The sequence below is a fragment of the Comamonas sp. BIGb0124 genome, assembly GCF_003752175.1.
In the GTDB taxonomy this organism is placed as follows: Bacteria; Pseudomonadota; Gammaproteobacteria; order Burkholderiales; family Burkholderiaceae_C; genus Comamonas_F.
In genome coordinates, this window is sequence record NZ_RJVF01000013.1 from 312828 (window position 1) to 337193 (window position 24366).

Sequence of the window (24366 nt, forward strand, 5' to 3'; positions counted from 1 at the left end):
CTTATGTCTTATGTAAGAGTTATTTTTTAATATTAAAAATCAACATCTTGCAAAAACAATACCGTATCGCGAAATCATTTATCTTGATTCGGTAAAGATTGCGGCGGCGCAGCATGGTCGTTTTCCACCATGCGAAAAGCTTTTTCAGGCTGCGCTCAGGTCAACGCGCGGGTCGAGACGACGATGCCGTCCTCGTCGGCATACAGCCATTCGCCGGGCCGTATCCAGACCCCTTGGATACGCACGCCGACGTCGCGCAATCCGGGCACCCGGCGTTCGGTGGGCAGCGGCATCAGGGCCAGCGCACGGATGCCGATGGGCGTGGCGCGCAGTTCGGCGATGTCGCGCACGGCACCGTCGACCACCACGCCGGCCCACCCCTGGCGGGCGGCCGATGCGGCGATGTTGCCGCCGACCAGTGCACGCCGCAGGCTGGCGCCGCCATCGACCACGAGCACGCGGCCATGACCCGGCGACTCGAGCACGGCCTTGACGGGCGTGTTGTCTTCGTAGCATTGCACCGTGACCACCTGGCCGTGAAACCGGACCACGCCGCCATAGCTGTTGAACAGCGGCGGCAGCACACGGAATTCGCCGCTGTGATCGGCCTTGTGGGCATCGCCGAAATCGCAGGTCGAGAAGCCCGTGCCGGGGGTCTGCACGGCGGACGGGACTGTGGAATCAGCACTCATGTTAGGGTCTCCGGTCGGTTCGGTTGGGGTCGAGCCGAGAGCATGCCACGGCGCGATGGAGGTTGCAGTCTGACCTCGATTCGACCTCGGCCAAAAGCAAGCCCCGGCACCGTTCCAGGGTTTCTCCCCAGGGAGGCCATGCAACATTTGCTTAGAAAAAACTTGGCCGATTGCTTGGAAAGGCGGTTTTTCTCCAGTAGCATGCGGCCTTGCTCCGGGCTTGCCCCGGACGGTTCCAATACCCAACAAGGACTGAAAAGATCATGGCAACTGCTAAAACCGCTCCTGCTAAGAAACGCACGCCCAACGCTGCCTTTCTGAAGGAACTGACGCCCAGCGCCGAATTGGCCGCGATTGTTGGCAGCACTCCCCTGCCCCGCACGGAAGTCACCAAGAAGATCTGGGAATACATCAAGGCCAACAACCTGCAGGATGCCGCCCAACGCCGCGTGATCGTGGCCGACACCAAGCTCAAGGCCGTGATCGGCAAGGACAAGGTCGACATGTTCGAGCTGACCAAGCTGGTGAACCAACACCTGAAGTAAAAAGCGGATGGCCCGGCGCGGCTGGTTCCGCGCCTTGCTTCCCCCAGAAACCCGGCTTGCATGCCGGGTTTTTTATTGGGCGCACGGGTTGCGGGGTTTTGCCGGTTTGCCTCTGAAGCATGCCGTGGTAACGTGAATCGGCAAGCCCTCGCCGCCACGCTGAAGGAGACACCGGTTGCCCACATCCCACCCGTCGCCCACGACCACGGCCTGGCCCCGCACGCTCGAGGCCCCGCAGGCGGTGCTGGCCGCAGCGCACCGGCGCTCGCTGCAGTTCGGGCTCGACGACCGGGCCCAACCCGACCCCGATGCCCAGCCCAGGGCCGGCCTGGCCGAGCTGCTGGCGCGCAACGAAGCCTTGTGGACCCACGCCAGACCGGTGATGGAAACGCTGCGCGAGCAGATCGCCGGCACCGACAGCATGGTGCTCTTGACCGACAGCGCGGGCACGGTGCTGCACACGCTGGGCGACGACGAATTCCTCTCCAAGGCCGAGCGCGTGGCGCTGCGGCCCGGCGTGCTCTGGTCGGAGCAGCGGCGCGGCACCAATGCCATCGGCACGGCCCTGGCCGAACGCAGCGCGGTGCAGATTCATGGCCACGAGCATTACCTGCGCGCCAACCACATCCTCACCTGCTCGTGCGCCCCGATCCGCGACCCCATGGGCCAGGTGATCGGTGCGCTGGATGTGAGCGGAGACCATCGCGCCCCGCACAAACACACGCTGGCGCTGGTGCGCATGTCGGCACAGATGGTCGAGAACCATCTGTTCGCCAAACGCTTCGCACACAGCGTGCTGCTGCATTTCCACACGCGCGGCGAATTCATCGACACCCTGGTCGAAGGCCTGGCCGCTTTCGAGCCCGATGGACGTTTTCTGTCGGCCAACCAGAGCGGGCAGTTCCAGCTCGGCCTGCCCTTGAGCGGCTTGCAGTCGCACACCTTCGGTTCGCTGTTTGGCGTGGCGATGCCCGAACTTCTCGAACACTCGCGGCGGCATGGCACCAGCCGCCTCAGGCTGCAGATGCACAACGGCGTGGCCGTGCAGGCCCGTGTGGCCCACGAGCGATCTGCGGCCCGCATCGCCTGGGCCGATTCGGGGTGGGACGAGCCCGGTGCGGCAGCCACCGCCGACCGTCAGGGCACGGACACCGGCATCCGGTCGGTGGCACCTCGCGCCGAATCGCGTCGTTCGGGCCTGGCCTTGGCGCCGGCCAATCGCACCGTGGCGGGCGATCCGTTGCACCGTCCCCCATCCACGGCCAGCCACAGCCTGTCGACGCTGGACACCGGAGATGCACAGATGGCGCAGTGCCTGGCACGCGCCCGCAAGGTGCTCGACCAGCAGGATGTCAATGTCTTGATTCTGGGCGAGACCGGCACGGGCAAGGAGCTACTGGCCCATGCGCTGCACGCGGCGGGCGCTCGGCGGCAAGGGCCTTTCGTGGCGGTGAACTGCGCGTCCATCCCTGAAACGTTGATCGAATCGGAGCTGTTCGGCTACGAGGACGGCGCCTTCACGGGGGCGCGGCGCAAGGGGCATGCGGGCAAGATCCTGCAGGCCCAGGGCGGCACGCTGTTTCTGGACGAGATCGGCGACATGCCGCTGGCCATGCAGGCGCGGCTGCTGCGCGTGCTGCAAGAGCAATCGGTGACCCCGCTGGGCGGCTCGCGCGATGTGGCGCTCGATGTGCGGGTGCTGAGCGCCACGCACCGCAATCTCAAGAGCCTGATGGCCCAGGGCCTGTTCCGCGAAGACCTGTATTACCGCCTCAACGGCCTGACCCTGAAGCTGCCCGCCCTGCGCGAGCGCAGCGATCTGCAGGCGCTGATCGACGCGCTGCTGGCCCAGCACGGCGCTGCGGGTACGCGCCCGCCCCGGCTGGCGCCCGACGTGGCGCGGCTGCTGCTCGGCCATGCCTGGCCGGGCAACATCCGGCAACTGGCCAACGTGCTGCGGTCTGCCACGCTGATGGCCGACGCGCAGGGGTGGATCGAACGCGGGCACCTGCCGGACGATTTTCTCGAGGAACTGCAAGACGGCGCGCCACCGGGCACACAGGCCCATGGGCAACCCGCCCATCCGGCTCTCGCACGGCCGGGCCGTGAACGCCCGGGGGATGCAGCACGGGCGCTGGATTCGGGCCGATGGGGCGCCGCCGCATGGGCAATGGATGACGTGTACGGCCGGGCCGAGGACGGTGCAGCCGGCGAACCCATGGGGTGGCAGCCTGCCGTCCGCATGCGGCAGATCACCCATGCCGCGGTGCACGAGGCGCTGGCGCGCAACGACCACAATGTGTCGGCGGCCGCACGCGAGCTGGGCGTGTCGCGCAACACGGTGTACCGTTACAGCCGCAACTGAGCACAGGGCGGCATCGCGGGCTTCGGGAGGAGCGGCGTTGTGGCGGATGCGGATGCGGATGCGGATGCGGATGTGGATGCCGAGCCGATGCCGATGCCGATGCCGACGTCGACGCCCTCGCCTTGGCGGTCGCTGCGGGCGCTTCGACGGGCTGAGTCAGCTCAGCCGGTAGAGCACATCGCCCCGATCCACACGGGCACCACTCTCGACCGTCCAGGCCAGCAGCACGCCATCGCGCGGTGCACGCAAGGCCTGCAGCACGGGCCCCACGGCCAGATACGCCACTGTCTGCCCCAGGGCGACACGGCTGCCGGGTGCCAGCGCCGTATCGGGGCGCAACGGGTGCGCCGCCTGGAACACACCGAAAGCCGGAGCCTTCACGGGCTCGCCGCCGGCAGACTCTGCCGGTGGCGTCGGGGCCGCGACGCGTGCAGGGCCTGCAGCGCCTGCGGGCTCGGCGGCCGGGTCCGCCAGACGAGGCACAGCGCTGCACGGCGGATCGGCCGCAGCCTCCGTGCCGAACGCCAGCACGAGCGACTGTCCCGGCGCCTGGTAGTGCAGCCGTACGGGGCCCAGAGGGGCCAGGGCGGTCAGCCATTTTTCGACGCGTTCGATGCGGTCCATGCGTTCGAGGGGTTCGGGGGTCATGCCTTGGCTCCAGTGGGTGGCGCCCAGCGCGGCAGGGCCGATTCGAGGTAGTGGATGTCGGTGCCGCCGGCCAGAAATCCGGCGTCGTCCAGAATCGCCTGCTGCAGCGCGACGGTGCTGGCGACGCCTTCGACCACGGCCTCGCCCAGTGCGGCACGCATGCGGGCAATGGCCTCGTGGCGGGTACTGCCATGGGCAATGAACTTGGCCATCAGCGAATCGTAGTAAGGCGGTACGGCGGTGCCGGCATCGACATGCGAATCGACGCGGATGCCGGCACCGCCCGGCACGCGCCACTGCGCCACGCGGCCGGGCGAAGGCACGAAGGTCCAGGGATGCTCGGCATTGATGCGGCATTCGATGGCATGGCCGCTGAAGACGATGTCCTCTTGCCGGATGCGCAGCGGCTGGCCCTGGGCAATGCGCAGTTGCTCGGCCACGATGTCCACGCCGGTCACCATCTCGGTGACGGGGTGTTCGACCTGCACCCGCGTGTTCATCTCGATGAAGTAGAAACCGCCGGATTCATAGAGGAACTCGAAGGTGCCGGCCCCGCGGTAACCCATGTCGATGCAGGCGCTGGCGCACAGGCGGCCGATACGGGCGATCTGCTCGCGCGGAATGCCGGGGGCCGGCGATTCCTCGAGCACCTTCTGGTGACGACGCTGCATGGAACAGTCGCGTTCGCCCAGCCACACGGCGTGGCCCTGGCCATCGGCCAATACCTGGATCTCGACATGGCGCGGGTGTTCGAGGAATTTTTCGAGATAGACCGAGGCATCGCCAAAGGCCCGCTGCGCTTCCTCGCGGGTGAGCTTGAGTGCACCGTCCAGGGCTGCGGGCTCGCGCACCACACGCATGCCCCGCCCGCCTCCGCCGGCCGCGGCCTTGGCGATGACGGGGTAGCCGATGACCAGCGCCTGTTCGGCCGCCTCGGCTTCGCCGCCGGGCCGGATGGCTTCGGTGCCGGGCACGCAAGGCACGCCGGCGGCCAGCATGGCCCGTTTGGCCTCGATCTTGTCGCCCATCTGGCGGATGGTGCGGGATTCGGGGCCGATGAAGACCAGACCGGCCTGTTCGACCCGTTCGGCAAACGCCGCGTTCTCCGACAGAAAACCGTAGCCGGGATGGATCGCCCCGGCCCCGGTATGCCATGCGGCGAGGATCAGCTGATCCATGTCGAGATAGCTCTGCGCGGCCGGGGCGGGCCCGATGCACACGGCCTGGTCGGCCAGGTGCACATGGCGCTGGTCCGCATCGGGCTCGGCGTAGACGGCGACCGTCTTGAGGCCCAGGGTGCGGCAGGCCCGCAGAATGCGCAGGGCGATCTCGCCCCGGTTGGCGATCAGTACGGTGTCGAACATCAGGCGCTGCCCTCCAGGGCCTCGATCATGACCAGCGGCATGCCGGCTTCGACCGCATCGCCATTGCCGACGCAGAAGCCGGCAATGCGGCCGGCTCGATCGGCTTCCACTTCGTTGAGCAGTTTCATGGCCTCGATCAGGCCCAGCACCTGCCCTTCTTCCACCACGTCGCCGACGGCGGCATAGGGCGACTCGTGCGGCGCGCTGGCGCGGTAGAACATGCCCGACAGACCGGCGACCAGCGCGTGGGGCTGGCCGCCGGCGGGCCGAGCCGGCGCGCTGTCAGGCTGGGCGCGGGGATGGGCGGGTTCGGCCGGGAGCGCGGCGGCAACGCCCTGCCCTGCGGCCCTGCGGGTGAGCTGCAGGCTGCTGTCGCCGTCGTTGAATTGCAGTTCACTGGCGCCGCTGCGGCCAAACAGCTCGATCAGGCGTTCGACGAATTCTTCTCGCATGCAGGGCTCCTCAAGCAAAAGCGCGCAGGGTCAGGCCGGCTTTTTCGAGCAGGGTGCGGACCTGCGAGGCCATCTCGACGGCACCGGGCGTGTCGCTGTGCACGCATACCGATTCGACGCGTGCGGGCAGGTAGGCACCGCTGGTGGTTTCGATGGCCCCTTCGCGCACCATGCGCACGATGCGCTCGGCGGCTTGCACCGGATCCTTGAGCAAGGCGCCGGGCAGTTTGCGCGAGACCAGGAATCCGGTTTCGTCGTAGCCGCGATCGGCGTAGATCTCGGATTTGGTGATCAGGCCCATCTCTGCAGCGATGCGGTCCTGCTGGCCGCGCGCGATCGACAGCATCACCAGCGAGGGATCGACGGCCTTGACGGCACGGCACACGGCGGTGGCGATCTCGGCGCTGTGGTAGGTCTGCTGACCGAGCGCGCCGTGGCACTTCACATACCGGATGGGATGACCCGCGTAAGTGGACACGGCCAAGGCGGCGCCGATCTGGTAGGCCACCAGGCGTTCGAGTTCGCCCAGGCTGAAGGCCATGTCGCGGCGGCCGAAACCCCACAGGTCGGGGTAACCGGGATGCGCACCGACCGTGACGCCCTTGGCCTTGGCCAGCGTGTAGGTGCGGGCCATGATTTCCGGATCGCCGCCATGGAAACCGCAGGCCACGTTGGCCGAGGTCACCGAGTCCAGGATGGCTTCGTCGTCGCCCATGCGGTAGGCGCCGAAGCCCTCCCCCATGTCCGAGTTGAGGTCGATGGCGATGTTGGGGGGCAAGGCAGGCATGGTGTTGATCTCTCCGTGGTGGGGGAATGACGGTTCAGGCGGCGCGGCGCGCCATGGGGGCGATGCATTGCGCCAGGCGGGCCAGTTCGGCGTCCTGTGCACGCCAGATGGATTCGGCGGTTTCGGCCGTGACGGGCTCGAAACGCACGGCGCAGCCGCTGGGCACCTGGCCCAGGCGCCACAGGTCGGGCTCGATGACGGTGGCGATCTTGGGGTAGCCGCCGCAGGTGTTGGCTTCGGCGAGCTGGATGATGGGCTGGCCGGCGGGCGGAACCTGCACGGTGCCCGGCACGATGCCGTGCGACAGCAGTTCGAGCGGCTCGGCCAGGCGCAGCGCTTCGCTGCCCGCCAGGCGATAGCCTTGACGGCTGACATCGCGCGTGACCTGCCAGGCGGCCTCGACCAGGATGCGGCGCGATTCGGCGGTGAACTGCGCGTACTGCGCGGCCGGCAGCACCCGCAGCGTCACGCAGCCCGAGGCCAGCTCGCGCCAGAAGGCGGGCAGCCCGGCGGGCACGCAGCCCACGTCGCCGCCGGGGATGGCGGGGCCCTCGCCTGCAGCCTCGAGCGAAAGGCGGTCGAGGCGCTTGAGCCCGCGTCCGGCCAGGCCGCCAAAACCGGTCTTGTGATCGGTGGCGCGTGCGCCCAGCACCACGGGGACGTCGATGCCCCCGGCAAAGGCCAGGTAGGCCCGTGCCCCGGTGCGCGGCAGGCCCAGGGTCAGCACCTGCCCGTTGTGCGCCTGCCCGCTCCACCAGGGCGGCAGCACCTCGCCGTCGAGGCGCAGTTCGGCATCGGCACCCGTGCATGCGAATCGCACATCGCCCAGGAAACGCAGCTTGAACGGGAACATCGCGATCTCGAGACCGGCTGCATCGGCCGGATTGCCGGCGAGCAGGTTGGCGCAGCTCAGCGCCAGCCCGTCCATCGCCCCGCTGCGGCTGATGCCCAGGTGCAGCAGGCCGCTGCGGCCCTGGTCCTGCACCAGATTGGCGGCACCCGAGGAAAGAATCTCGATCATGCCTGCACCTCCAGCGCCTTGAAGCGCACGAGATCGCCCGGCAGGAGCAGGCAAGGCGCCTCGCGGTGGGGATCGAAGAGCTGCAGTTCGGTGCGGCCCAGCACATGCCAGCCCGAGGGTGCGGGCATGGGCATGATGCCGGCCTGGACGCCGCCGATCATCACGGCGCCCGGCGGCACGCGCAGCCGCGGCACGGCACGGCGGGGGGTGGCCATGGGCAGCGGCAGTCCGGCCAGATAGACGAAGCCGGGCATGGAGCCCACGCAGGCCACGCGGTAGTCGATCGAGGTGTGCAGCTCGACATAGTCGGCGATGCTCAGTCCCTGCGCGCGGGCGAGATCGGGCAGATCCTCGCCGGACGCGCCGCCGTAGGTGACCGGCACTTCGACCCGCCGGCCTTCGTCGGTGCCCTCGCTGGAGGCGTCCTGCCACAGCGCCAGCAATCGGTCGCGGGCCTTTGCCGGCGCCAGCCTCAGGGGGTCGAACAGAAGCAGCAGGTTGTTGACGCCGGGCACGATCTCGCGCACGCCGGGCAGGCCTGCACGGCGCAGCGATTCGGCCAGTGCCCACACGCGCCGCTGCAGCGGCAGGCTGAAATGCGCGCCGCCGCCATCGAGCAGCAGGCCACCCAATCCGGCCATGTGGATGCGCGGCTCCGCGTCGTGCGGCGATGCCGTGCCCGGCTCTGCGGGCAAGCCTTTGCTCATCTTGAAAACTCCTGTGGTTGCAAGCCCTGCACGGTTCTTGCAGGCCATGCCGTGATGATCGGACGGGCCGGCCCGCCTTGGCAAACGAGTTTTTCTGGAGCCCGCCGAACAGTTTTTCTTGGTGTTCGCCGACGGTGCCGCACAGGTGCCGGCGGACACGTTCCTCACTTTTTCCGTATCGACTCTTGAATACCCGTTTCCTCGAAACCCTGGTCGTCCTGACCCGCGTCGGCAGCTTCCGTGAAACCGCCGAGGCGCTGCACGTCACGCAGACCGCCGTGTCGCAGCGCATTGCCAGCCTCGAAGACCTGATCGGCCTCGAGCTGATCGATCGCAGCTCGCGCAAGCTGGCGCTGACGCCGCAGGGCGAGTACATCGTCACGCAGGCCAAGCGCATGCTGAAGCTCGAAAAGGAGATGCTGCAGTACGCGCGCTCGGACACGCCGCCCAGCGGCAAGGTCGGCATCGGCGCGACCGAGACCGTGGTCAAGACCTGGCTGTCGCCGCTGATCCTCGAGCTCAACCAGACGCTGCCGCTGATCGACCCGGAAATCACGGTCGATACCTCGGCCAACCTCAAGGACCTGTTCCGCCGCAAAAAAATCGACGTGCTGATCCAGGACACGCCTTTTCCCGAAGCCACGGGCACGTCCGACTTTTTAGTGAGGCCGATCTGCGACTACGTGGTGCACTGGGTGGCGAGCCCGAAGCTGGTGCCGCACACGCAGCGCATGAGCCTGCAGGAGCTGGCCGAGTACCGTCTGCTCACGTTCTCGCGCCAGTCGCTGCCGCGTGCGCATCTGCAGAATCTGTTCATGGACCGCGAGCTCGAGCCCACGATCTGCAGTTTTCCATCGGTTGAATCGATCCTGCAGCTGGTGCTCGACGGCTACGGCGTGGCTGCGATTCCCGGGGCGTTCGTGGTCAAGGAGCTCGAGGCCGGCACGCTGGTGCGCCTGGCAGGCCCGGCGCTGCCGACCATCAACACCACGGCCATCACGCGGCGCGGCGAGACGGCGGCCATCCGCGAGACCGCCAAGCTGGCCGTGCACATGGCCGCGCAGCTCGCACAGCGCCTGCATGAACGCACGGGGCAGGCCTGGATGCATGCGGCACGCGAATCGGCCGACTGAGCGCTGCGCAACCGATCGGGACCGTTCAGCCGACGCGGCTTCCAGGGCCCGATCGAGGACGCCGGTCCTGCGCCGCGGCCGCGCTGATTCACCTCAAGGCCGGGCCATGGCGTCCGGCAGCACCATCACGATGTCCGGGAACACGGTCACCACGCCGGTGGCCGCCACCAGGATCAGGAAGAAGGGAAACGACTTCTTGATCAGGTACCAGAGGTTGTGCCGGGTGATGTTCTGGATGACGAACAGGTTGAAGCCGACGGGCGGCGTGATCTGCGCCATCTCGACCACCAGGATGAGGTAGATGCCGAACCAGATGGGATCGATCTGCGCCTGCTGGATGGCGGGCATCAGCACGGCGGTGGTGAGCACCACGATGGAGATGCCGTCGAGGAAGGCGCCGAGCACGATGAAGAACAGCGTCAGCACAAAGATCAGTTCGTACTGGCTCAGCCCCATGGACGAGATCCAGGCGGCGAGATTGCCCGGCAGACCGGTGAAGCTCATGGCCGCCGTGAGGTAGCCTGCACCCAGGATGATGAACGAGATCATGCACGAGGTCTTGACCGCGCCCATCAGGCTGGCGACGAACGATGCGCGGTCGAGCGAGCGGCTCCACAGCGCGATGCCGAGCGAGCCCAGCACACCCACGGCGGCCGATTCGGTCGCCGTGGCGACGCCGGTGTAGATGGAGCCGATGACGGCCATGATCAGCAGCATCACGGGCAGCAGCAGCTTGAGCCGGGAAAAGATCACCCGCCAGGGCAAGGGCGCATCGGCCGGCGGCACCTTGTCGGGATGGCGCCAGGACCACAGGGCGATGTAGCTCGAGAACATGAACATGAGCAGGATGCCGGGCAGGATGCCGGCGACGAACAGCTTCACGATCGAGGTCTGCGCAGCCACGCCGTAGACGATCATCACGATGGACGGCGGGATCAGCAGCCCCAGCGTGCCGGCGCCGGCGAGCGAGCCCACGCTCAAGCCCTCGTCGTAGCCGCGTGCCTTGAGTTCCGGCAGCGAGATCTTGCCGATGGTGGCGGCGGTAGCGGCCGACGAGCCGCTGACGGCCGCGAAGATGCCGCAGCCCAGCACGTTGACATGCACCAGCCGGCCGGGCAGTCTGCGCATCAAGGGGGCCAGACCGCTGAACATGTCCTGCGACAGGCGGGTGCGGAAAAGGATCTCTCCCATCCAGATGAACATCGGCAGCGCCACCAGGCTCCAGTTCGCGGCCGAATCCCAGGCCTTGGTGGCGAACACCAGGTCGGCGGGCACTTCGGTGAACATCACCAGACTCACGACACCGCAAGCGATGAGCGCCAGCGCCACCCACAGGCCGCCGGCCAAGAGCAGCAGCAGTGTGCCGATGAGCACTGCGCTCTGCATCCATTCATTCATTTTCGTCTTCCTTCCAGGGCTTGCCGCGCAGGATGGCCACCAGGCGCCCCACCAGCATCAGGGCCAGGCCCAGCAGTCCGAGCGGCATGCTCAGTTGCGGGATCCACAGCGGCGCGGCCACCATGCCCTGTGCCACTTCATTGCTGAGGTAGGCGTCGTGCACGTACAGGGCCGAATGCCAGCCGCCCCAGGCCACCAGGGCCAGGGCCACGCCGGTCGACAGAAGCTCGAATCCCAGCGCGAGGCGTTGCGGCAGCACATGCAGCAGCAGCGTGACGCGGATATGGCCGCCCTGCCGCAGCGTGTAGGGCAGCGCCAGGAACAGCGAGGCGGCCATGGCCCAGGCGCTGAAGTCGTCGGTCGCCGGGATCTGCGAGCCCACTAGGCGGGCGGCGATCTGCGCCGTGACGATCATGCCCGTGGCCAGCAGGGCCGCGCCGCCGCACACGCCCGAGACACGCGAGAGACCGTCGAGCAGGGCGTCGAAGCGGTCCAGCCAGAGCGACAGGCCCGAGGCCACGGCCTGCGCCTGCGGCGTGCCGGAATCACTGGCCACGGAATGCACGGAGCACCTCCAGGGCCTGCGGATCGGCTTTCTTGCCCCATTCTTCGGCCATGGTCTGCGCGATGGACTTCATCTGCTCGGCCAGGCGCGGGGGGGTCTGCTCGACCTGGATGCCCTTGTCCGACAGCACCTTGACGAAGCTGGCGTTCTGCTCGCGCGCCATCGCCCAGCCACGGGTCTCGGCACGGGCGCCGGCATCCATCACGGCCTTGCGCTGCTCGGGGGTCAGGCCGTCGAGGGCGCGCTTGTTGGCGATGGTGATGGAATACGGCAGGCTGGCCTGGACGTCGTAGTAGAAGCGGGTGTAGTCCCACGCCGAGGTGTCGACGCCGGTGGCCGACGACGTCATCATCATGTCGATGACGTTGGTGGAGAAGGCCTGCGGCACTTCGGCCACCTGCACGGTCGCGGGCACCGCACCCATCAGCGTGGCCATGCGGGCCACGGCGACGTTGACCGCGCGCAGCTTGGCGCCCTTGAAGTCGTCGAGCGACTGCACCGGCTTCTTGGTGTAGATGCCCTGCGGCGGCCAGGGCGTGCCGTAGACCAGTACCAGGCCCTGCTTGTCGAGCCGCTCGGCGATCAGCGGCCGCGCGAGTTTCCACAGCCGCTCGCTGGCATCGAACGAGGGCGCGAGGAAGGGAATGTTGTCGATCTCGAAGATCGGATCGTCGTTGGCCATGGCGGCCATCAGCACGTCGGCGATCGGCACGATGCCCTGCTGCACGCCGCGCTTGACCTCGGGGCGCTTGAGCAGGATGCCGTTGGACTGGATCTTGAACTCCAGCTCGTTGCCGGTGGCCTTCTGCACGTCTTCGGCAAACAGGCGGATGTTCTTGGTGTGGTAGTTGCTGTCGGGCTGCTCGGCCGACAGGTTCCAGCTCTTGGCGAACGCCGTGCCCCCAGCCATGGCGGCGACGGTGAGGGCAGCCGCGAGAACGCGGCGGATGGGGTGCTTCATTTCGACATCTCCAGATAGGCAATGAACGGTTTCGATGGACGGATCGAACGGCTGCGCCGCACAGCGCCGGAAGGCGCCCGCAGCGGCATCGACCGGCTCACTTTGCCGCGCTGCAGCAAAAAGTGTCAAAGCACTTTTTCTGCAGATCGAAGTCAACTTTTTCTTGGCATGCCCCATCGGCAGGCGGGCGCACCACAAGGGCCGTCTTTGCCTGGAATTGGTCACCTCGCCGCACCGCCGGCGTGCATGCCGCCCAATGCAGAGGCACCGCGTGCGCCCGGGATGGGCATGGTGTACAGGCATGGCGCACGGCCCGGGTGAGGCGGGTGAACAACACCCGGGGCCCCGGCCCCCGCCATGGACAACCACCGGCCCGCCCACCCCAAAAACAGAAGCGCCCGGGGGGCCTCCAGCGCCACCCTAATCAGAACGACCTACATCCATGGGAAAATCTCGATCGCAAAAGGAATTCGCGCCGCTACCATCGCGCTTCCTGCAGCTAAATCATGCAGACGACGAGAGCCGCGGCGGAAGAGGGTCCGCCCGGCGTCACTCTTCGCTTTCCTCCCGGAGCTTTTTTTCATGTCGCTCGCGATGCCCGCCTTACTGGGCAAACTGATCAAGCTGCTGGATCGGACCTGGTTGCGCGCCCTGCTGCTGATCGCAGCCGCCGCACTGGTCGGCACGTTGGTGTTCGAATCGCTGCAGCACCTGTTGGCCGAGGTGAAGTACCGCAAGATCGCCGCGCTGGTCGATGCCATGCCGATGCACTTGCTGGTGCTGGCCACGGCCTCGACGGCCCTGAGCTACATCTGCCTGATGGGCTACGACTTTGCCTCGCTGCGTTATCTGGGGCTGGCAGGCAAGCTGCGCAAGGTCACGATCGCCCTCACCTCGTTCATCGCCTTTGCCCTCGGCAACACCGTGGGACTGGGGGCGCTGGCCGGCGGCGCGGTGCGCATGCGCCTGTTCACCGCCGCCGGGCTCGAGCCGATGCAGGTGGCGCGCGCGGCCACGTTCAATGCCCTGGCCTTCGGCGTGGGCACGGCCACCTTCGGGGCCTGTGCGTTGCTGTGGGGCGCCCCGGCCATTGCCAGCCTGGTGGGCTGGCCGCCGGTCACGCTGCGGCTGGTCGCCCTTCTGCTGCTGGGAGCCGTAGGCTGGCTGTTCTACCGTTGCGCCACACGGCCCACGCTGCACGTCGGCAACTGGCAGTTCCAGTTGCCCGAGCTCAAGCTGGCGCTGCAACAGCTGGTCATCACGGCCCTGGACCTGACCTTTGCCGCCCTCACCCTGTGGCTGCTGCTGCCCACCGACCATCTTTCGTGGTGGAACTACCTCACCTTCTACCTGCTGGCGCTGGCCGTGGGCGTGATCAGCCATGTGCCGGCCGGACTGGGCGTGTTCGAAGCGGTGATGCTGCTGGGCATCGGCAGCCAGGTGCCGCCGGCCGATCTGGCTGCGGCGCTGGTGCTCTACCGCATGATCTATTTCCTGCTGCCGCTGGCCGTGGCCACCACCTTGCTGGTCGGCTACGAGGCGCGCATGCAGGGCCGCATCGTCAAGGGCAAGGCGGTGCTCGGCGCCAGCCTGCCGCTGGCGCGCGCCGCCGCCCGCCTGAGCCCGATGCTGCTGGCGGCCATGACCTTCATCGCGGGCATCGTGCTGCTGGTCTCCGGCGTCACGCCGGCCAGCCACAGCGCGGCCGAGCTGCTGTCCGTCAACGTGCCCCTGGTGGTGGTGGAGTCTGCCCACATGATCGGCAGCATCTGCGGCCTGTTGCTGCTGGTGCTGGCGCGTGGGCTGCTGCACCGGCTGGACGCGGCCTGGTGGGGGGCGCTGCTGGCCACGGGGGCCAACTTCTGGCTGTCGCTGCCCAAGGGCCTGGCCGTGCACGAAATGATGCTGCTGGGTTTCCTTTTCCTGCTGCTGGTGGTGTCGCGGCGGCAGTTCAACCGGCGCTCTTCGCTGTTTTCGCTGCGTTTCGACGTCTACTGGCTGATCTGCCTGGGCGCCACGCTGGCCGCAGTGGCCTGGATCCTGTTCTTCACCTACCGCAACGTGGCCTACACGCACGAGCTGTGGTGGCGCTTCGAGTTCAACGCCAATGCACCGCGTTCGCTGCGCGCGGCACTGGCGGTGGCGCTGGTCACGCTGGTGTTCGCGGCCTGGCAGCTGATGCGCCGGCCGTCGGGCGTGCCGGCCACGGCCAGCGCGGCCGAGATCGAGCGTGCGCAGGCCATCATCGCCACCCAGCCGTCGGCCTCGGCCAACCTGATGCTGGCGGGCGACAAGAGCGTGCTGTTCTCGACATCGGGCAAATCCTTTCTGATGTACGGCAAGCAGGGCCGCTCGTGGATCGGACTGTTCGACCCGGTCGGCCCCACCGACGAATGGCCTGAACTGATCTGGAACTTCATCGAGACCGCCCACGCCCACGGCGGCCGCGCCGGCTTCTACCAGGTGCGGCCGGACAAGCTGGGCATGTACCTCGACGCCGGCATGCAGGCCCGCAAGCTGGGCGAGTTCGCCTGGGTGCCGCTGGGCGAGTTCACGCTCAAGGGCGGCAAACGCGCCAATCTGCGCACGTCGGTCAACCGCGCCGAGCGCGAGGGCCTGCGTTTCCAGGTGGTCGGTGCGGCCGATGTGAAGCCGCTGCTGCCCCGTCTGCGCGACATCTCCGACAACTGGCTCGTCAAGAACCGCGCACGCGAAAAAGGCTACTCGCTGGGTTCGTTCTCGGAAGCCTATGTGGCGCGCGGCCCCATCGCCCTGATCACCCTGAACGACGAGCCGGTGGCCTTTGCCACGCTGATGGAGACCGGCAAACGGCTCGAGGCCAGCATCGACCTGATGCGGCAGACCGACGATGCGCCGCCCGGCACCATGGACTACCTGTTCGTGCAGCTCATCCTGCACTACCAGGCCCACGGTTTCGAGCGTTTTGGCCTGGGCATGGCACCGCTTTCGGGCATGGCGAACCACGAGCTGGCCTCGAACTGGCACCGTCTGGCACGGCTGATGTTCGGTCACGGTGAACGTTTCTACCATTTCAGGGGTCTGAGGTCGTTCAAGGAAAAATTCGATCCCCACTGGGAAGCCCGCTACCTGATCGCCCCCAGCGCCGGCTCGGCCCTGCTCATCCTCATGGATACGGCAGCGCTGATCAGCCGGCTGGGCGCGCGCTTCGCCCGTTCGCAGGCGCTTCCCAAACCCGCTGTCGTTGTCGCGCATGACCCATCCTGATTCGTTGTACCGCCGGACCCCGGCACCTGCTCCCGCCTGCATGGAAACGGCTAGGCTGCCGATGGCGGCCCCTTCTGCCGGACTGGGCTGCGCGCTGCTGCTGGCGCTGGGCCTGGCCGCCAGTCCGGCCCTGGCCGCCTCGGCCCCTGCCGCCGGAACGCCCGCCGCAGACCGTCCGGCAGCTGCGGCCGGGGCCGGCCACGCATCGCCCCGGCCGTCTCAAGCGTCTTCAGCGTCTGCTGCAGCGGCCTCGCCGGGCGAGACCTTCAGCCACGGTTACTTCGACAAGGCCCCGGTCTATCGACCTGCGGGCGATCCGCGGGGCGTGGCCCTGGTGCTCTCGGGCCTCGACGGCTGGACGGCGCAGGACCAGGCCCTGGCCGAATCGCTGCGGACGCAGGGACTTCTGGCCGCCGGCATTGACGTCAAGAAGATGATCGCCAGCATGCGCCGCGACGGCGCGGACTGCCTGGGGCCGCAGGGCGATTTCGACAATTTCAGCCGTTTCCTGCAGGCCCGCTACCAGCTCAACGGCTATCACCAGCCGGTGCTGGTGGGCAGCGGCCCGGTGGGAGCCGCCCTCGCCTACGGCGCCGCGGCGACGGCGCCGGCCGATACGTTCAGCGGTGCGATTTCGTGGGGCCTGGTCTCGACCGATCTCAAGTTGCCGCTCAAGCTGTGCCGCGACCATGCGCCCATTGCCAAAGCGCAGCCCGGGCAGGGTCACGTCTACAGCCTGCTGCCGGCCGCCAAGCTCGCCGATCCATGGCTGGTGTTTCCGCAAGCCGGCGGCGACGCCGCCACCACGGCCCTGGTGCAATCGGTGCCGGGTGCCACGCTCATGCCCGCGGTGGACGGCAACCGCATCGATGCCCTGCTGGCCGACGCCTACACACGCCTGAGCCCCCATCAGCAAAGCACGGCCGCGCCGCCCGCAGCCGTGAAGGATCTGCCGCTGGTCGAAGAACCGGCCAAGGCGCCCCAGGGCGAGCACGATCTGCTGGCCATCATGCTCAGCGGCGACGGCGGCTGGGCGGGCATCGACCGCGATCTCTCGGATGCGATGAACCGCGCAGGCATCCCCGTGGTGGGCTTCGATTCGCTGCGTTATTTCTGGAAGGCCCGAACGCCCGATTCCACCGCGCAGGACGTGGTGCGCGTGATGCGGTATTACCAGTCCCAGCCGCAGTGGAAACGCAGCCGCATCCTGCTGATCGGCTACTCGCAGGGCGCCGACGTGATGCCCTTCGTGCTCAACCGCCTGCCCGCCGATCTGCGGGCGCAGGTCGCCACCGCACTGCTCATCGGCATGGGCGACAAGGCCTCGTTCGAGTTCCACGTCACCAACTGGATCAAGAGCAACGACAAGGGGCTGCCCACGCTGCCCGAGGCCGAGAAGCTGCCGCGCGGCCTGGCCTTGTGCGTCTACGGTGTCGAAGACAAGGAAGCCGTCTGCCCGAAGCTCAACAAGGCGGGCTCGCCCGTGCGCATCCTGGCGCTCAAGGGCGGCCATCATTTCGACGGCGACTACGACAAGCTGGCCGGCGTGCTGCTCAAGGCCACCGCCGCACCGCCCATGCTGCCGCAGAGCCCGGCGGCAGCGGCCGGCGGCTCCACGCCGCCCTGACAGCCACCGGCAGGCTGCCCGGCCGTCAAGCGCCGGCGCCGAAGCGCGCCGCCCGGTAGGGCTGGATGTCGATGGCGGGCGAACGGCCGGCCACCAGATCGGCGACGACACGCGCGGTCATGGGCGCCTGGGTCAGTCCCAGGTGGCCGTGGCCAAATGCGTAGATCACGCGTGCACCGGCCTTCGAGGGGCCGATCACCGGCAGCGAGTCGGGCAGGCAGGGCCGGCAGCCCATCCATGTGCTGCGCGTGGCGGCATCGCCCACACGCAGGCCGGGGAACAGGGCCTGGCTGTGCTTCAGCAGCGCCTGGGTGCGCCGCGGACTGGGCGGCGCGTCGAGACGGCCGAACTCGACTGTGCCGGCCACGCGCAGGCCCATGTCCATCGGCGTGGCAAAACACTTGGCTTCGGCCGCCACGACCGGCCGCTTGAGCGCCACGCCACTGTCTTCGAACACGACGTGGTAGCCGCGCTGGGGCTGCAGGGGCACCCGGTCGCCCAGCTGCGCGGCGAGTCGATGCGACCACGCCCCGGCGGCCACGACGACGTGCTGCACGGTGCGCGGCCCGTGCGTGGTTTCCACCCGCATCCCCTGATCGGCCTGCGGCTGCAGGCCTTGCACGCGGGCCTGCAGCAGCTCGCCGCCGGCCTGGACCACGGCCTGGCGCAGGCGCTGGAGCAGGCCGCGGGGATCGGTCACCATGCCTTCGTCCGGCAGAAACATGCCGTGCGTGTATTGCGCACCGACAGCCGGTTCCAGCGCCTGGATATCGGCCCGCTCGACCGGCTGCATGGCCACGCCGTGGGCCTGCCTCAGGCGCCAGCCGCCGGCGTCCTTCTGTCGCGCCTGCTCGCTGGTATAGACCTGCAGTTGACCGGTGGCCTGGAACAGCGTGGAAGCGCCCAGCGCATCGGCCAGCTCGCGGTACAGCGCGATCGACGGCGCATTGAGGGCGTGCAGCGCCGGTGCGATCCGGGCCACCCGATCGGGCGTCGAGGCCTGCAGAAAACGCAGCAGCCAGGGGGCGATGCGCCCTGCGTACTCGGGGCGGATGCTGAGCGGCCCATCGGGATCGATCAGCCAGCGCGGCACCTGTTTCCACAGGCCGGGCATGCCCAGCGGCACCACCGACCCGGCGCTCACGCTGCCCGCATTGCCGGTCGAGCAGCACAGGGCCTCGAAATCGGAATCGACCAGGCAGACGGCATGCCCTTGCTGCAGCAGCCGCAAGGCCGAAAGCGTGCCGACGATGCCGGCGCCGACCACCAGACAGGTCGCGCGCGGGATGCCTGCCGCAGCAGGCGGATGGCCCGGAGCGGGCGCGGGGGCAACCGACGGCCCGGGAACGGCGGAAAAGCCAGGAGAGTCTTGCATACGACCGTCACCATACACGCAGCCGGGGTATGCGGCAGGCCTCGACCACGCGAAGGGGATTCGGATCACCATACTTTCGTACTCGCCATGGCGATTTGTGGCACCGGGCAAAAGGTGCTAATTTGGGGCTGAGAGGTGCACGCTTATGACTATTGACTACCGTTCCGGCCGCTTCGACGTGGTCACGGCCGATGCCCAGCAAGCGCCCATCGGGCTGATCGACCACGACACCTTCATCCGGGCACGACAGGGCAGCCAGCCGATGTTCCGGCTCGATGGCGACGAAGTGTATTCACTGGCGGGTGCCCTGCTGGGCTTCGCCGACGACGATGGACTGGTGCTCGACGCCAAAGGGCGCAGGCTGTTCCTGATCCGCATCAAGTAAGGGGTCGACTCCGATCGTCCAGGCCGATTGGGCGGCCGGGCATCGCCGTGTTTTCGGCGCCCGTTCATTCTTCTTGTTCGCGACTTCGTTTTTTAATCCGGCATTCACGCCGACGACGGCCCGGGAGTTTCAGCTCGCCGGGCCATTCTTTTTCCGGGTGAAATACCGAAGCGCCTGGACCAAAACAAAAAACACCACCGCGACAAATACGATATCCCACACGACGTGCATCATGGCCATTCTTCTCCGAGACAAGGCCCCACCGGGCGTCCGGAAGGCATGCCGTCATTCTCCTCAAGCGCCTTGCCGGCCGGCGTAAAAAGTGCGTAAAAAACGCGTGCCCTGAAACCACCTTTTACGCACTTTTTACGACGCGCCAGCGTCCCCCGCAGCACACTGCCTCCGCTGGCCGATATCGGCCGGAAACAAGGCCCGGGTTTCAAAACCCGTTCGCCCTGTCCCCGACAAAAGGGTATGGGCCGGCCTTGTATTCATTGATTTCAATGGAGTGGCGTGATGCTGCAGTTTATTTTCTTGATGGGGGCGATTCTGTTGCTCTCATGGCCGCTGGGCCGCTATATGGCGGCGGTGATGCGGGGCGGGCCGATGCGGTCCGATTGTCTGTTCCGATGGATCGAGCAGCCGGCCTACCGGCTGATGGGCGTGCGGCCCGGCTCCGGCATGAGCTGGCGCGGTTACGCCTTGGCTTTCGGGCTCAGCAACGCCGTGCTGCTGGGCCTGGTCTGGGCGCTCTTCATGCTCCAGGCCGGGCTGCCGCTCAATCCCGACAACGCGCCGGACATGCGCTGGGACCTTGCGCTGCACACGGTGATTTCGTTCCTGACCAACACCAACCAGCAGCACTACTCGGGGCAGGCCCAGTTGTCCTACCTCTCGCAGATGGTGGGCATCGTGACGCTGCAGTTCCTCACCCCCGTGATGGGCCTGGCCATGGTCGCCGCCACGCTGCGCGCGCTGTTCGGCGGCCGGGCGCGCATGCAGGCCGACCCGATGCCGGAGAGCGGCACGCGGGACGCGGCCGGCGAGCAGGCCCGCCCCGCCGCAGCGGTCGAGGCCGATGTGGGCAACTACTGGGTCGACGTGGTGCGCGCCACCGGCCGCATCATGATCCCGCTGGCACTGGTGGGCTCGGTGCTGCTGACCGCGCAAGGCGTGCCGGCGACGCTCGAGGCCGGCCCCACCGTCCAGACGCTGGACCCGTCGGCGCAGGTCGGCGCCACACCGGCTGCCGCCCAGAAGATTCCGCTGGGCCCCGTGGCACCCATGGTGGCGATCAAACAACTGGGCAGCAACGGCGGCGGCTGGTACGGCCCCAACAGCGCGGTGGCCCTCGAGAATCCGACACCGGCCTCGAATTTTCTCGAGCTGCTGGCCATCGCCCTGGTCCCGGTCGCCGTGATCATGATGATCGGCCCGTTCACCGGCCGCCGGCGCTTCGGCCTGATGGTGCTGGGCACCATGCTGTGCATGTCGGTCGTCTCCGCTGCGGCCACGTTGTGGACCGAGTCGTACGCGGCTGCCGGCCAGTCGGTGCTGGCCATGGAGGGCAAGGAGGTACGGCTGGGCGTGGAGAGTTCGGCCATTTGGGCCTCGCTGACGACCCAGGTCAACAACGGCTCGGTCAACATGATGCACGACTCTGCGGCCCCGCTGACGGGCCTGACGACCCTGGCCAACATGCTGATCAACGCGATCTGGGGCGGCGTGGGCTGCGGGCTGCAGCAGTTTCTGGTCTACCTGCTGCTGGCGGTTTTCATTGCAGGCCTGATGACCGGTCGCACGCCCGAGCTGTTCGGCCGCAAGATCGAGGCACCCGAGGTGCGGCTGCTGGCAGTGCTGGTGCTGCTGCAGCCATTCGTGGTTCTGGGGCTGACGGCACTGGCACTGGCCGTGCCGGGACTCGCCGGCAACTCCAATCCGGGCTTTCACGGCATCAGCCAGGTGCTCTACGAGTACACCTCGGCGTTTTCCAACAACGGCTCGGGCTTCGAGGGCCTGGGCGATGCCACGCCGTGGTGGAACCTGTCCGCATCGGCCGCACTGCTGCTGGGCCGCTACCCCGCCCTGGTGCTGCCGCTGGCCATCGCCGCGTTGCTGGCACGCAAGCGGCAAGCCCCCGAAGGCCCCGGCACGCTGCACATCGAAACCCCGACGTTTGCGCTCACGCTGATCGGCATCGTGGTCATCCTGACCCTGCTGCAGTTCATGCCGGTGCTGGCCCTGGGCCCGATCGCCGAACACCTGTCGCTGGCCCATCCGGCCTCGACGCAGCCCTTGGCTCAACCTTGAGGAGCCCCGAATCATGGAACACAACACTTCCGTCGTCGAACGTCCGGCTGCCCGGCGGGCCGAGCCCTCGCCGTGGGGCAGCGCCCTGCGCGACGCCGTGCGCAAACTGTCGCCCCGGCACATGGCCAGGAACCCGGTCATGGCGGTGGTCTGGCTGGGCACGCTGGTCACCGGCGCCGCCACGGCGGCCGGCCTCGCCACGCCGGGCTTTGGCTGGAGCGTGACCTTCACCTTGCTGGCCACGGTGCTGTTCGGCAACTTCGCCGAGGCGCTGGCCGAATCGCGCGGCCGGGGCCAGGCGGCTTCGCTCCGCCGCGCCCGCCGCGACCTCATAGCCCGCCGCCGCATCGGGGCCGGACAGGAGGAAAGCGTGTCGGCCGCCCTGCTGCGCCCCGGCGACGAAGTGCTCGTCGACGCCGGCGAGACCATTCCCGCCGACGGCGAGATCGTCGAAGGACTGGCCAGCATCAACGAATCGGCCGTCACCGGCGAATCGGCCCCCGTGCTGCGCGAGGCCGGCACCGACCGCTCGGGCGTCATCGGCGGCACCCAGGTGCTGTCCGACCGCATCGTGGTGCGGGTGACGGCCGAGCCGGGACAGAGTTTCCTCGATCGCATGATCGCGCTGGTCGAAGGCTCGAACCGGCAGAAGACGCCCAACGAGATCGCGCTGGGCCTGCTGTTGATGGTCATGACGGCGACCTTCCTCATCGTGGTGGTGACGCTGCCTTTCATCGGCGCCTTTGTCGGCGTGAAGGTGAACGTGGTGATTCTGGTGGCGCTGCTGGTCTGCCTGATCCCGACGACCATCGGCGGACTGCTGCCGGCCATCGGCATCGCCGGCATGAACCGGGCGCTGCAGGCCAACGTGCTGGCCAAGTCGGGCAAGGCGGTCGAGGTCGCAGGCGACATCGACGTGCTGCTGCTCGACAAGACGGGCACCATCACCCATGGCGACCGTCAGGCCACGGCCTTCCATGCCCTGCCCGGCGTGGACCCGGCCATGCTGGCGCAGGCCGCGCTGCTGTCGTCGCTGGCCGACCCCACGCCCGAGGGCAAGTCCATCGTGCGGCTGGCCCGTGAACAGGGGCATGACCTGCAGGAGCCGGCCGGGGCCGACTTCGTGCCGTTCACGGCGGCCACGCGCATGTCGGGCGTCGACCTGGCCGGCGGCGAGGCCATCCGCAAGGGCTCGGTCGATGCCATGACCGACTGGCTCGCCGCGCAGGGCATCGCGGTGCCCGCCGATCTGCGCGCCTGCGCCGACCGGGTGGCGCGCCAGGGCGCAACGCCGCTGGTGGTGGCGCGCAACCGGCAGGCGCTCGGGGTGGTCGAGCTCTCGGACGTGGTCAAGCACGGCATCCGTGAACGTTTTGCACGGCTGCGCGAAATGGGCGTGAGGACGGTGATGATCACGGGCGACAACCCGCTCACGGCAGCGGCCATTGCGGCCGACGCCGGTGTCGACGACTTCGTCGCGCAGGCCCGCCCCGAAGACAAGCTGGCCCGCATCCGCGCCGAGCAGGCCGGCGGGCGGCTGGTGGCCATGGTGGGCGACGGCACCAACGACGCGCCCGCGCTGGCCCAGGCCGACGTGGGGCTGGCCATGAACACCGGCACGCAGGCCGCCAAGGAGGCGGGCAACATGGTGGATCTCGACAGCGATCCGGCCAAGCTGCTGGCGGTGGTCGAGATCGGCAAGCAGCAGCTCATCACGCGCGGCGCGCTGACCACGTTCTCGCTGGCCAACGACGTCTCGAAGTACTTCGCCATCCTGCCGGCGCTGTTCGCCGCCGCGATTCCGCAGATGGCGGCGCTCAATGTGATGCAGTTGCACAGTCCGGCCAGCGCCGTCATGGCCGCACTGGTCTTCAATGCCCTCGTCATCCCGCTGCTGATTCCGCTGGCGTTGCGCGGCGTGCGCTTCAAGCCGGCCTCGGCCACCGCACTGCTGCGCAACAACATGCTGGTCTACGGCGTGGGCGGCGTGCTGCTGCCCTTCGTTGCCATCAAGCTGCTCGACATGGCGCTGGTGGCGCTGTTCGGTCTCTGACCGCCCATGAACAGGAGATCCCCATCATGACTCTGCCGATTTCAAAGACGATCCCGATGCCCGAGGCACTGTCCTCGGTGCAACCCACGACCCCGCCCGCGACCGCCCCGTCTGCCCCGGGCCTGCACGACGGCGGTGCCCTGCGTGCCTCTGCCGTGCTGGCCGTGCTGTCGCTGGCCCTGATCGGCCTGGGCTACAACCTGGCCGGTGTCGGCCTGGGCCAGTGGCTGTTCCCGCACCAGGCCAACGGCAGCCTGGTGCAGGCCGCCGACGGCCGGGTGATCGGGTCGGCCCTGGTGGCCCAGCCTTTTGCCGATGCGCGTTATTTCATGCCCCGCCCATCGGCCGCAGCCTTCGACCCGATGGCGGCGGCGGGCAGCAACCAGGCCCGCAGCAACCCCGACCTGCCGGCGCGTGTGCAACTGGAGACCGACACCGTGGCCCGGCGCGAGAACATCGCCCCCGCTCAGGTGCCGCGCGATCTGGTCACTCAGTCCGGAAGCGGCCTGGACCCGCACATCGGCCCCGAAGCCGCCGAGATCCAGGTCGAACGTGTGGCCCGCGCCCGCGCCGTGCCGCCGGCGCGGATCCGCGAGCTGCTTGCGCAGCACATCGAACGGCCCTGGCCGCTCTCGCCGGGCGCGGCACGCGTCAACGTGCTGTTGCTCAACGCGGCGCTCGACCAGCACCTGGCACCCTCGCCTTCTGCGGCCGGCGCGAGCCGGTGAGCCA

General features: G+C 68.2%; 20 protein-coding genes. 9 read left to right on the forward strand and 11 right to left on the reverse strand.

Annotated elements, in window-relative coordinates; all coding sequences use genetic code 11:
- Nucleotides 1-155 precede the first annotated feature (155 nt).
- Nucleotides 156-692, reverse strand: a complete 537-nt coding sequence (rraA, locus tag EC845_RS17730; RefSeq protein ID WP_123299453.1) for a ribonuclease E activity regulator RraA — start codon at nt 690-692, stop codon at nt 156-158.
- 263 nt (nt 693-955) lie between these two features.
- Between rraA and EC845_RS17735 the strand changes: the two genes are divergently transcribed.
- On the forward strand, nt 956-1237 hold the full coding sequence (locus EC845_RS17735) for an SWIB/MDM2 domain-containing protein (protein ID WP_123299454.1): 282 nt from the start codon (nt 956-958) through the stop codon (nt 1235-1237).
- A gap of 175 nt (nt 1238-1412) precedes the next feature.
- Entirely contained in the window at nt 1413-3602 is a 2190-nt protein-coding gene (locus tag EC845_RS17740; protein ID WP_123299455.1) for a sigma-54-dependent Fis family transcriptional regulator, read from the forward strand.
- Nucleotides 3603-3758: 156 nt separating this feature from the next.
- Here EC845_RS17740 and EC845_RS17745 read toward each other — a convergent pair whose 3' ends face one another.
- From EC845_RS17745 to pxpB, 6 genes are read right to left on the reverse strand one after another with little or no spacing between them, the layout of a single operon-like run.
- Nucleotides 3759-4250 (reverse strand): hypothetical protein, encoded by a 492-nt coding sequence (locus EC845_RS17745; protein ID WP_123299456.1) that lies wholly within the window; start codon nt 4248-4250, stop codon nt 3759-3761.
- The gene (gene accC / locus EC845_RS17750) at nt 4247-5614 is read right to left on the reverse strand and encodes an acetyl-CoA carboxylase biotin carboxylase subunit (RefSeq protein WP_123299457.1); all 1368 of its coding nucleotides are present in this window, start codon (nt 5612-5614) and stop codon (nt 4247-4249) included. The genes EC845_RS17745 and accC overlap by 4 nt, the downstream gene beginning before the upstream one ends.
- On the reverse strand, nt 5614-6066 hold the full coding sequence (locus EC845_RS17755; protein WP_123299458.1) for a biotin/lipoyl-containing protein: 453 nt from the start codon (nt 6064-6066) through the stop codon (nt 5614-5616). The genes accC and EC845_RS17755 overlap by 1 nt, the downstream gene beginning before the upstream one ends.
- 10 nt (nt 6067-6076) lie before the next feature.
- Nucleotides 6077-6853 carry a LamB/YcsF family protein gene (locus tag EC845_RS17760; RefSeq protein ID WP_123299459.1) on the reverse strand — a complete coding sequence of 259 codons (777 nt, stop codon included), beginning with the start codon at nt 6851-6853 and terminating at the stop codon, nt 6077-6079.
- A 34-nt stretch (nt 6854-6887) separates the two neighbouring features.
- Nucleotides 6888-7874: a biotin-dependent carboxyltransferase family protein gene (locus EC845_RS17765; RefSeq protein WP_123299460.1), complete on the reverse strand. Its 987-nt coding sequence runs from the start codon at nt 7872-7874 to the stop codon at nt 6888-6890.
- A complete protein-coding gene (gene pxpB, locus EC845_RS17770) occupies nt 7871-8581 on the reverse strand; it encodes a 5-oxoprolinase subunit PxpB (RefSeq protein ID WP_233598149.1) in 711 nt (236 codons plus the stop codon). The genes EC845_RS17765 and pxpB overlap by 4 nt, the downstream gene beginning before the upstream one ends.
- A 185-nt stretch (nt 8582-8766) precedes the next feature.
- Here pxpB and EC845_RS17775 point away from each other — a divergent pair, with 185 nt between their 5' ends.
- Nucleotides 8767-9714 (forward strand): LysR family transcriptional regulator, encoded by a 948-nt coding sequence (locus EC845_RS17775; RefSeq protein ID WP_148077340.1) that lies wholly within the window; start codon nt 8767-8769, stop codon nt 9712-9714.
- A 93-nt stretch (nt 9715-9807) separates the two neighbouring features.
- On the opposite strand, the gene EC845_RS17780 is transcribed toward EC845_RS17775, so the two are convergent.
- The 3 genes from EC845_RS17780 to EC845_RS17790 are packed head-to-tail and all read right to left on the reverse strand — an operon-like array spanning nt 9808 to nt 12638.
- Nucleotides 9808-11112, reverse strand: a complete 1305-nt coding sequence (locus EC845_RS17780) for a TRAP transporter large permease (RefSeq protein ID WP_123299462.1) — start codon at nt 11110-11112, stop codon at nt 9808-9810.
- Complete coding sequence (locus tag EC845_RS17785) at nt 11105-11668, reverse strand: TRAP transporter small permease (protein ID WP_148077341.1); 564 nt, start codon at nt 11666-11668, stop codon at nt 11105-11107. Before EC845_RS17785 ends, EC845_RS17780 begins: the two co-directional genes overlap by 8 nt.
- Nucleotides 11658-12638: a TRAP transporter substrate-binding protein gene (locus tag EC845_RS17790; protein WP_123299464.1), complete on the reverse strand. Its 981-nt coding sequence runs from the start codon at nt 12636-12638 to the stop codon at nt 11658-11660. The genes EC845_RS17785 and EC845_RS17790 overlap by 11 nt, the downstream gene beginning before the upstream one ends.
- Nucleotides 12639-13220: 582 nt before the next feature.
- On the opposite strand from EC845_RS17790, the gene mprF reads away from it, so the two are divergent.
- Nucleotides 13221-15884, forward strand: coding sequence for a bifunctional lysylphosphatidylglycerol flippase/synthetase MprF (gene mprF / locus EC845_RS17795; RefSeq protein ID WP_199739837.1), 2664 nt, complete (start codon nt 13221-13223; stop codon nt 15882-15884).
- Between the two features lie 61 nt (nt 15885-15945).
- Nucleotides 15946-17511 carry a virulence factor family protein gene (locus tag EC845_RS17800; protein ID WP_123299465.1) on the forward strand — a complete coding sequence of 522 codons (1566 nt, stop codon included), beginning with the start codon at nt 15946-15948 and terminating at the stop codon, nt 17509-17511.
- 25 nt (nt 17512-17536) lie between these two features.
- On the opposite strand, the gene EC845_RS17805 is transcribed toward EC845_RS17800, so the two are convergent.
- Complete coding sequence (locus EC845_RS17805; RefSeq protein ID WP_158615725.1) at nt 17537-18886, reverse strand: FAD-binding oxidoreductase; 1350 nt, start codon at nt 18884-18886, stop codon at nt 17537-17539.
- Between the two features lie 145 nt (nt 18887-19031).
- Between EC845_RS17805 and EC845_RS17810 the strand changes: the two genes are divergently transcribed.
- The 4 genes from EC845_RS17810 (at nt 19032) to kdpC (ending at nt 24362) form a co-directional block, all read left to right on the forward strand.
- Nucleotides 19032-19271 (forward strand): hypothetical protein, encoded by a 240-nt coding sequence (locus EC845_RS17810; protein WP_123299467.1) that lies wholly within the window; start codon nt 19032-19034, stop codon nt 19269-19271.
- Between the two features lie 516 nt (nt 19272-19787).
- Nucleotides 19788-21581: a potassium-transporting ATPase subunit KdpA gene (gene kdpA, locus EC845_RS17815; RefSeq protein ID WP_123299468.1), complete on the forward strand. Its 1794-nt coding sequence runs from the start codon at nt 19788-19790 to the stop codon at nt 21579-21581.
- Between the two features lie 13 nt (nt 21582-21594).
- A complete protein-coding gene (gene kdpB, locus EC845_RS17820) occupies nt 21595-23634 on the forward strand; it encodes a potassium-transporting ATPase subunit KdpB (protein ID WP_123299469.1) in 2040 nt (679 codons plus the stop codon).
- A gap of 26 nt (nt 23635-23660) precedes the next feature.
- Nucleotides 23661-24362, forward strand: coding sequence for a potassium-transporting ATPase subunit KdpC (gene kdpC, locus EC845_RS17825; RefSeq protein WP_233598150.1), 702 nt, complete (start codon nt 23661-23663; stop codon nt 24360-24362).
- The last annotated feature ends 4 nt before the right edge of the window (nt 24363-24366 follow it).

Coding starts and splice junctions, on each gene's coding strand:
- kdpA (WP_123299468.1), top strand. CDS start 19,788: ATGCTGCAGTTTATTTTCTTGATGGGGGCGATTCTGTTGCTCTCATGG.
- EC845_RS17810 (WP_123299467.1), top strand. CDS start 19,032: ATGACTATTGACTACCGTTCCGGCCGCTTCGACGTGGTCACGGCCGAT.
- rraA (WP_123299453.1), bottom strand. CDS start 692: ATGAGTGCTGATTCCACAGTCCCGTCCGCCGTGCAGACCCCCGGCACG.
- EC845_RS17760 (WP_123299459.1), bottom strand. CDS start 6,853: ATGCCTGCCTTGCCCCCCAACATCGCCATCGACCTCAACTCGGACATG.
- mprF (WP_199739837.1), top strand. CDS start 13,221: ATGTCGCTCGCGATGCCCGCCTTACTGGGCAAACTGATCAAGCTGCTG.
- EC845_RS17800 (WP_123299465.1), top strand. CDS start 15,946: ATGGCGGCCCCTTCTGCCGGACTGGGCTGCGCGCTGCTGCTGGCGCTG.
- pxpB (WP_233598149.1), bottom strand. CDS start 8,581: ATGAGCAAAGGCTTGCCCGCAGAGCCGGGCACGGCATCGCCGCACGAC.
- EC845_RS17790 (WP_123299464.1), bottom strand. CDS start 12,638: ATGAAGCACCCCATCCGCCGCGTTCTCGCGGCTGCCCTCACCGTCGCC.
- kdpC (WP_233598150.1), top strand. CDS start 23,661: ATGACTCTGCCGATTTCAAAGACGATCCCGATGCCCGAGGCACTGTCC.
- accC (WP_123299457.1), bottom strand. CDS start 5,614: ATGTTCGACACCGTACTGATCGCCAACCGGGGCGAGATCGCCCTGCGC.
- EC845_RS17805 (WP_158615725.1), bottom strand. CDS start 18,886: ATGCAAGACTCTCCTGGCTTTTCCGCCGTTCCCGGGCCGTCGGTTGCC.
- EC845_RS17765 (WP_123299460.1), bottom strand. CDS start 7,874: ATGATCGAGATTCTTTCCTCGGGTGCCGCCAATCTGGTGCAGGACCAG.
- EC845_RS17735 (WP_123299454.1), top strand. CDS start 956: ATGGCAACTGCTAAAACCGCTCCTGCTAAGAAACGCACGCCCAACGCT.
- kdpB (WP_123299469.1), top strand. CDS start 21,595: ATGGAACACAACACTTCCGTCGTCGAACGTCCGGCTGCCCGGCGGGCC.
- EC845_RS17745 (WP_123299456.1), bottom strand. CDS start 4,250: ATGACCCCCGAACCCCTCGAACGCATGGACCGCATCGAACGCGTCGAA.
- EC845_RS17755 (WP_123299458.1), bottom strand. CDS start 6,066: ATGCGAGAAGAATTCGTCGAACGCCTGATCGAGCTGTTTGGCCGCAGC.
- EC845_RS17780 (WP_123299462.1), bottom strand. CDS start 11,112: ATGAATGAATGGATGCAGAGCGCAGTGCTCATCGGCACACTGCTGCTG.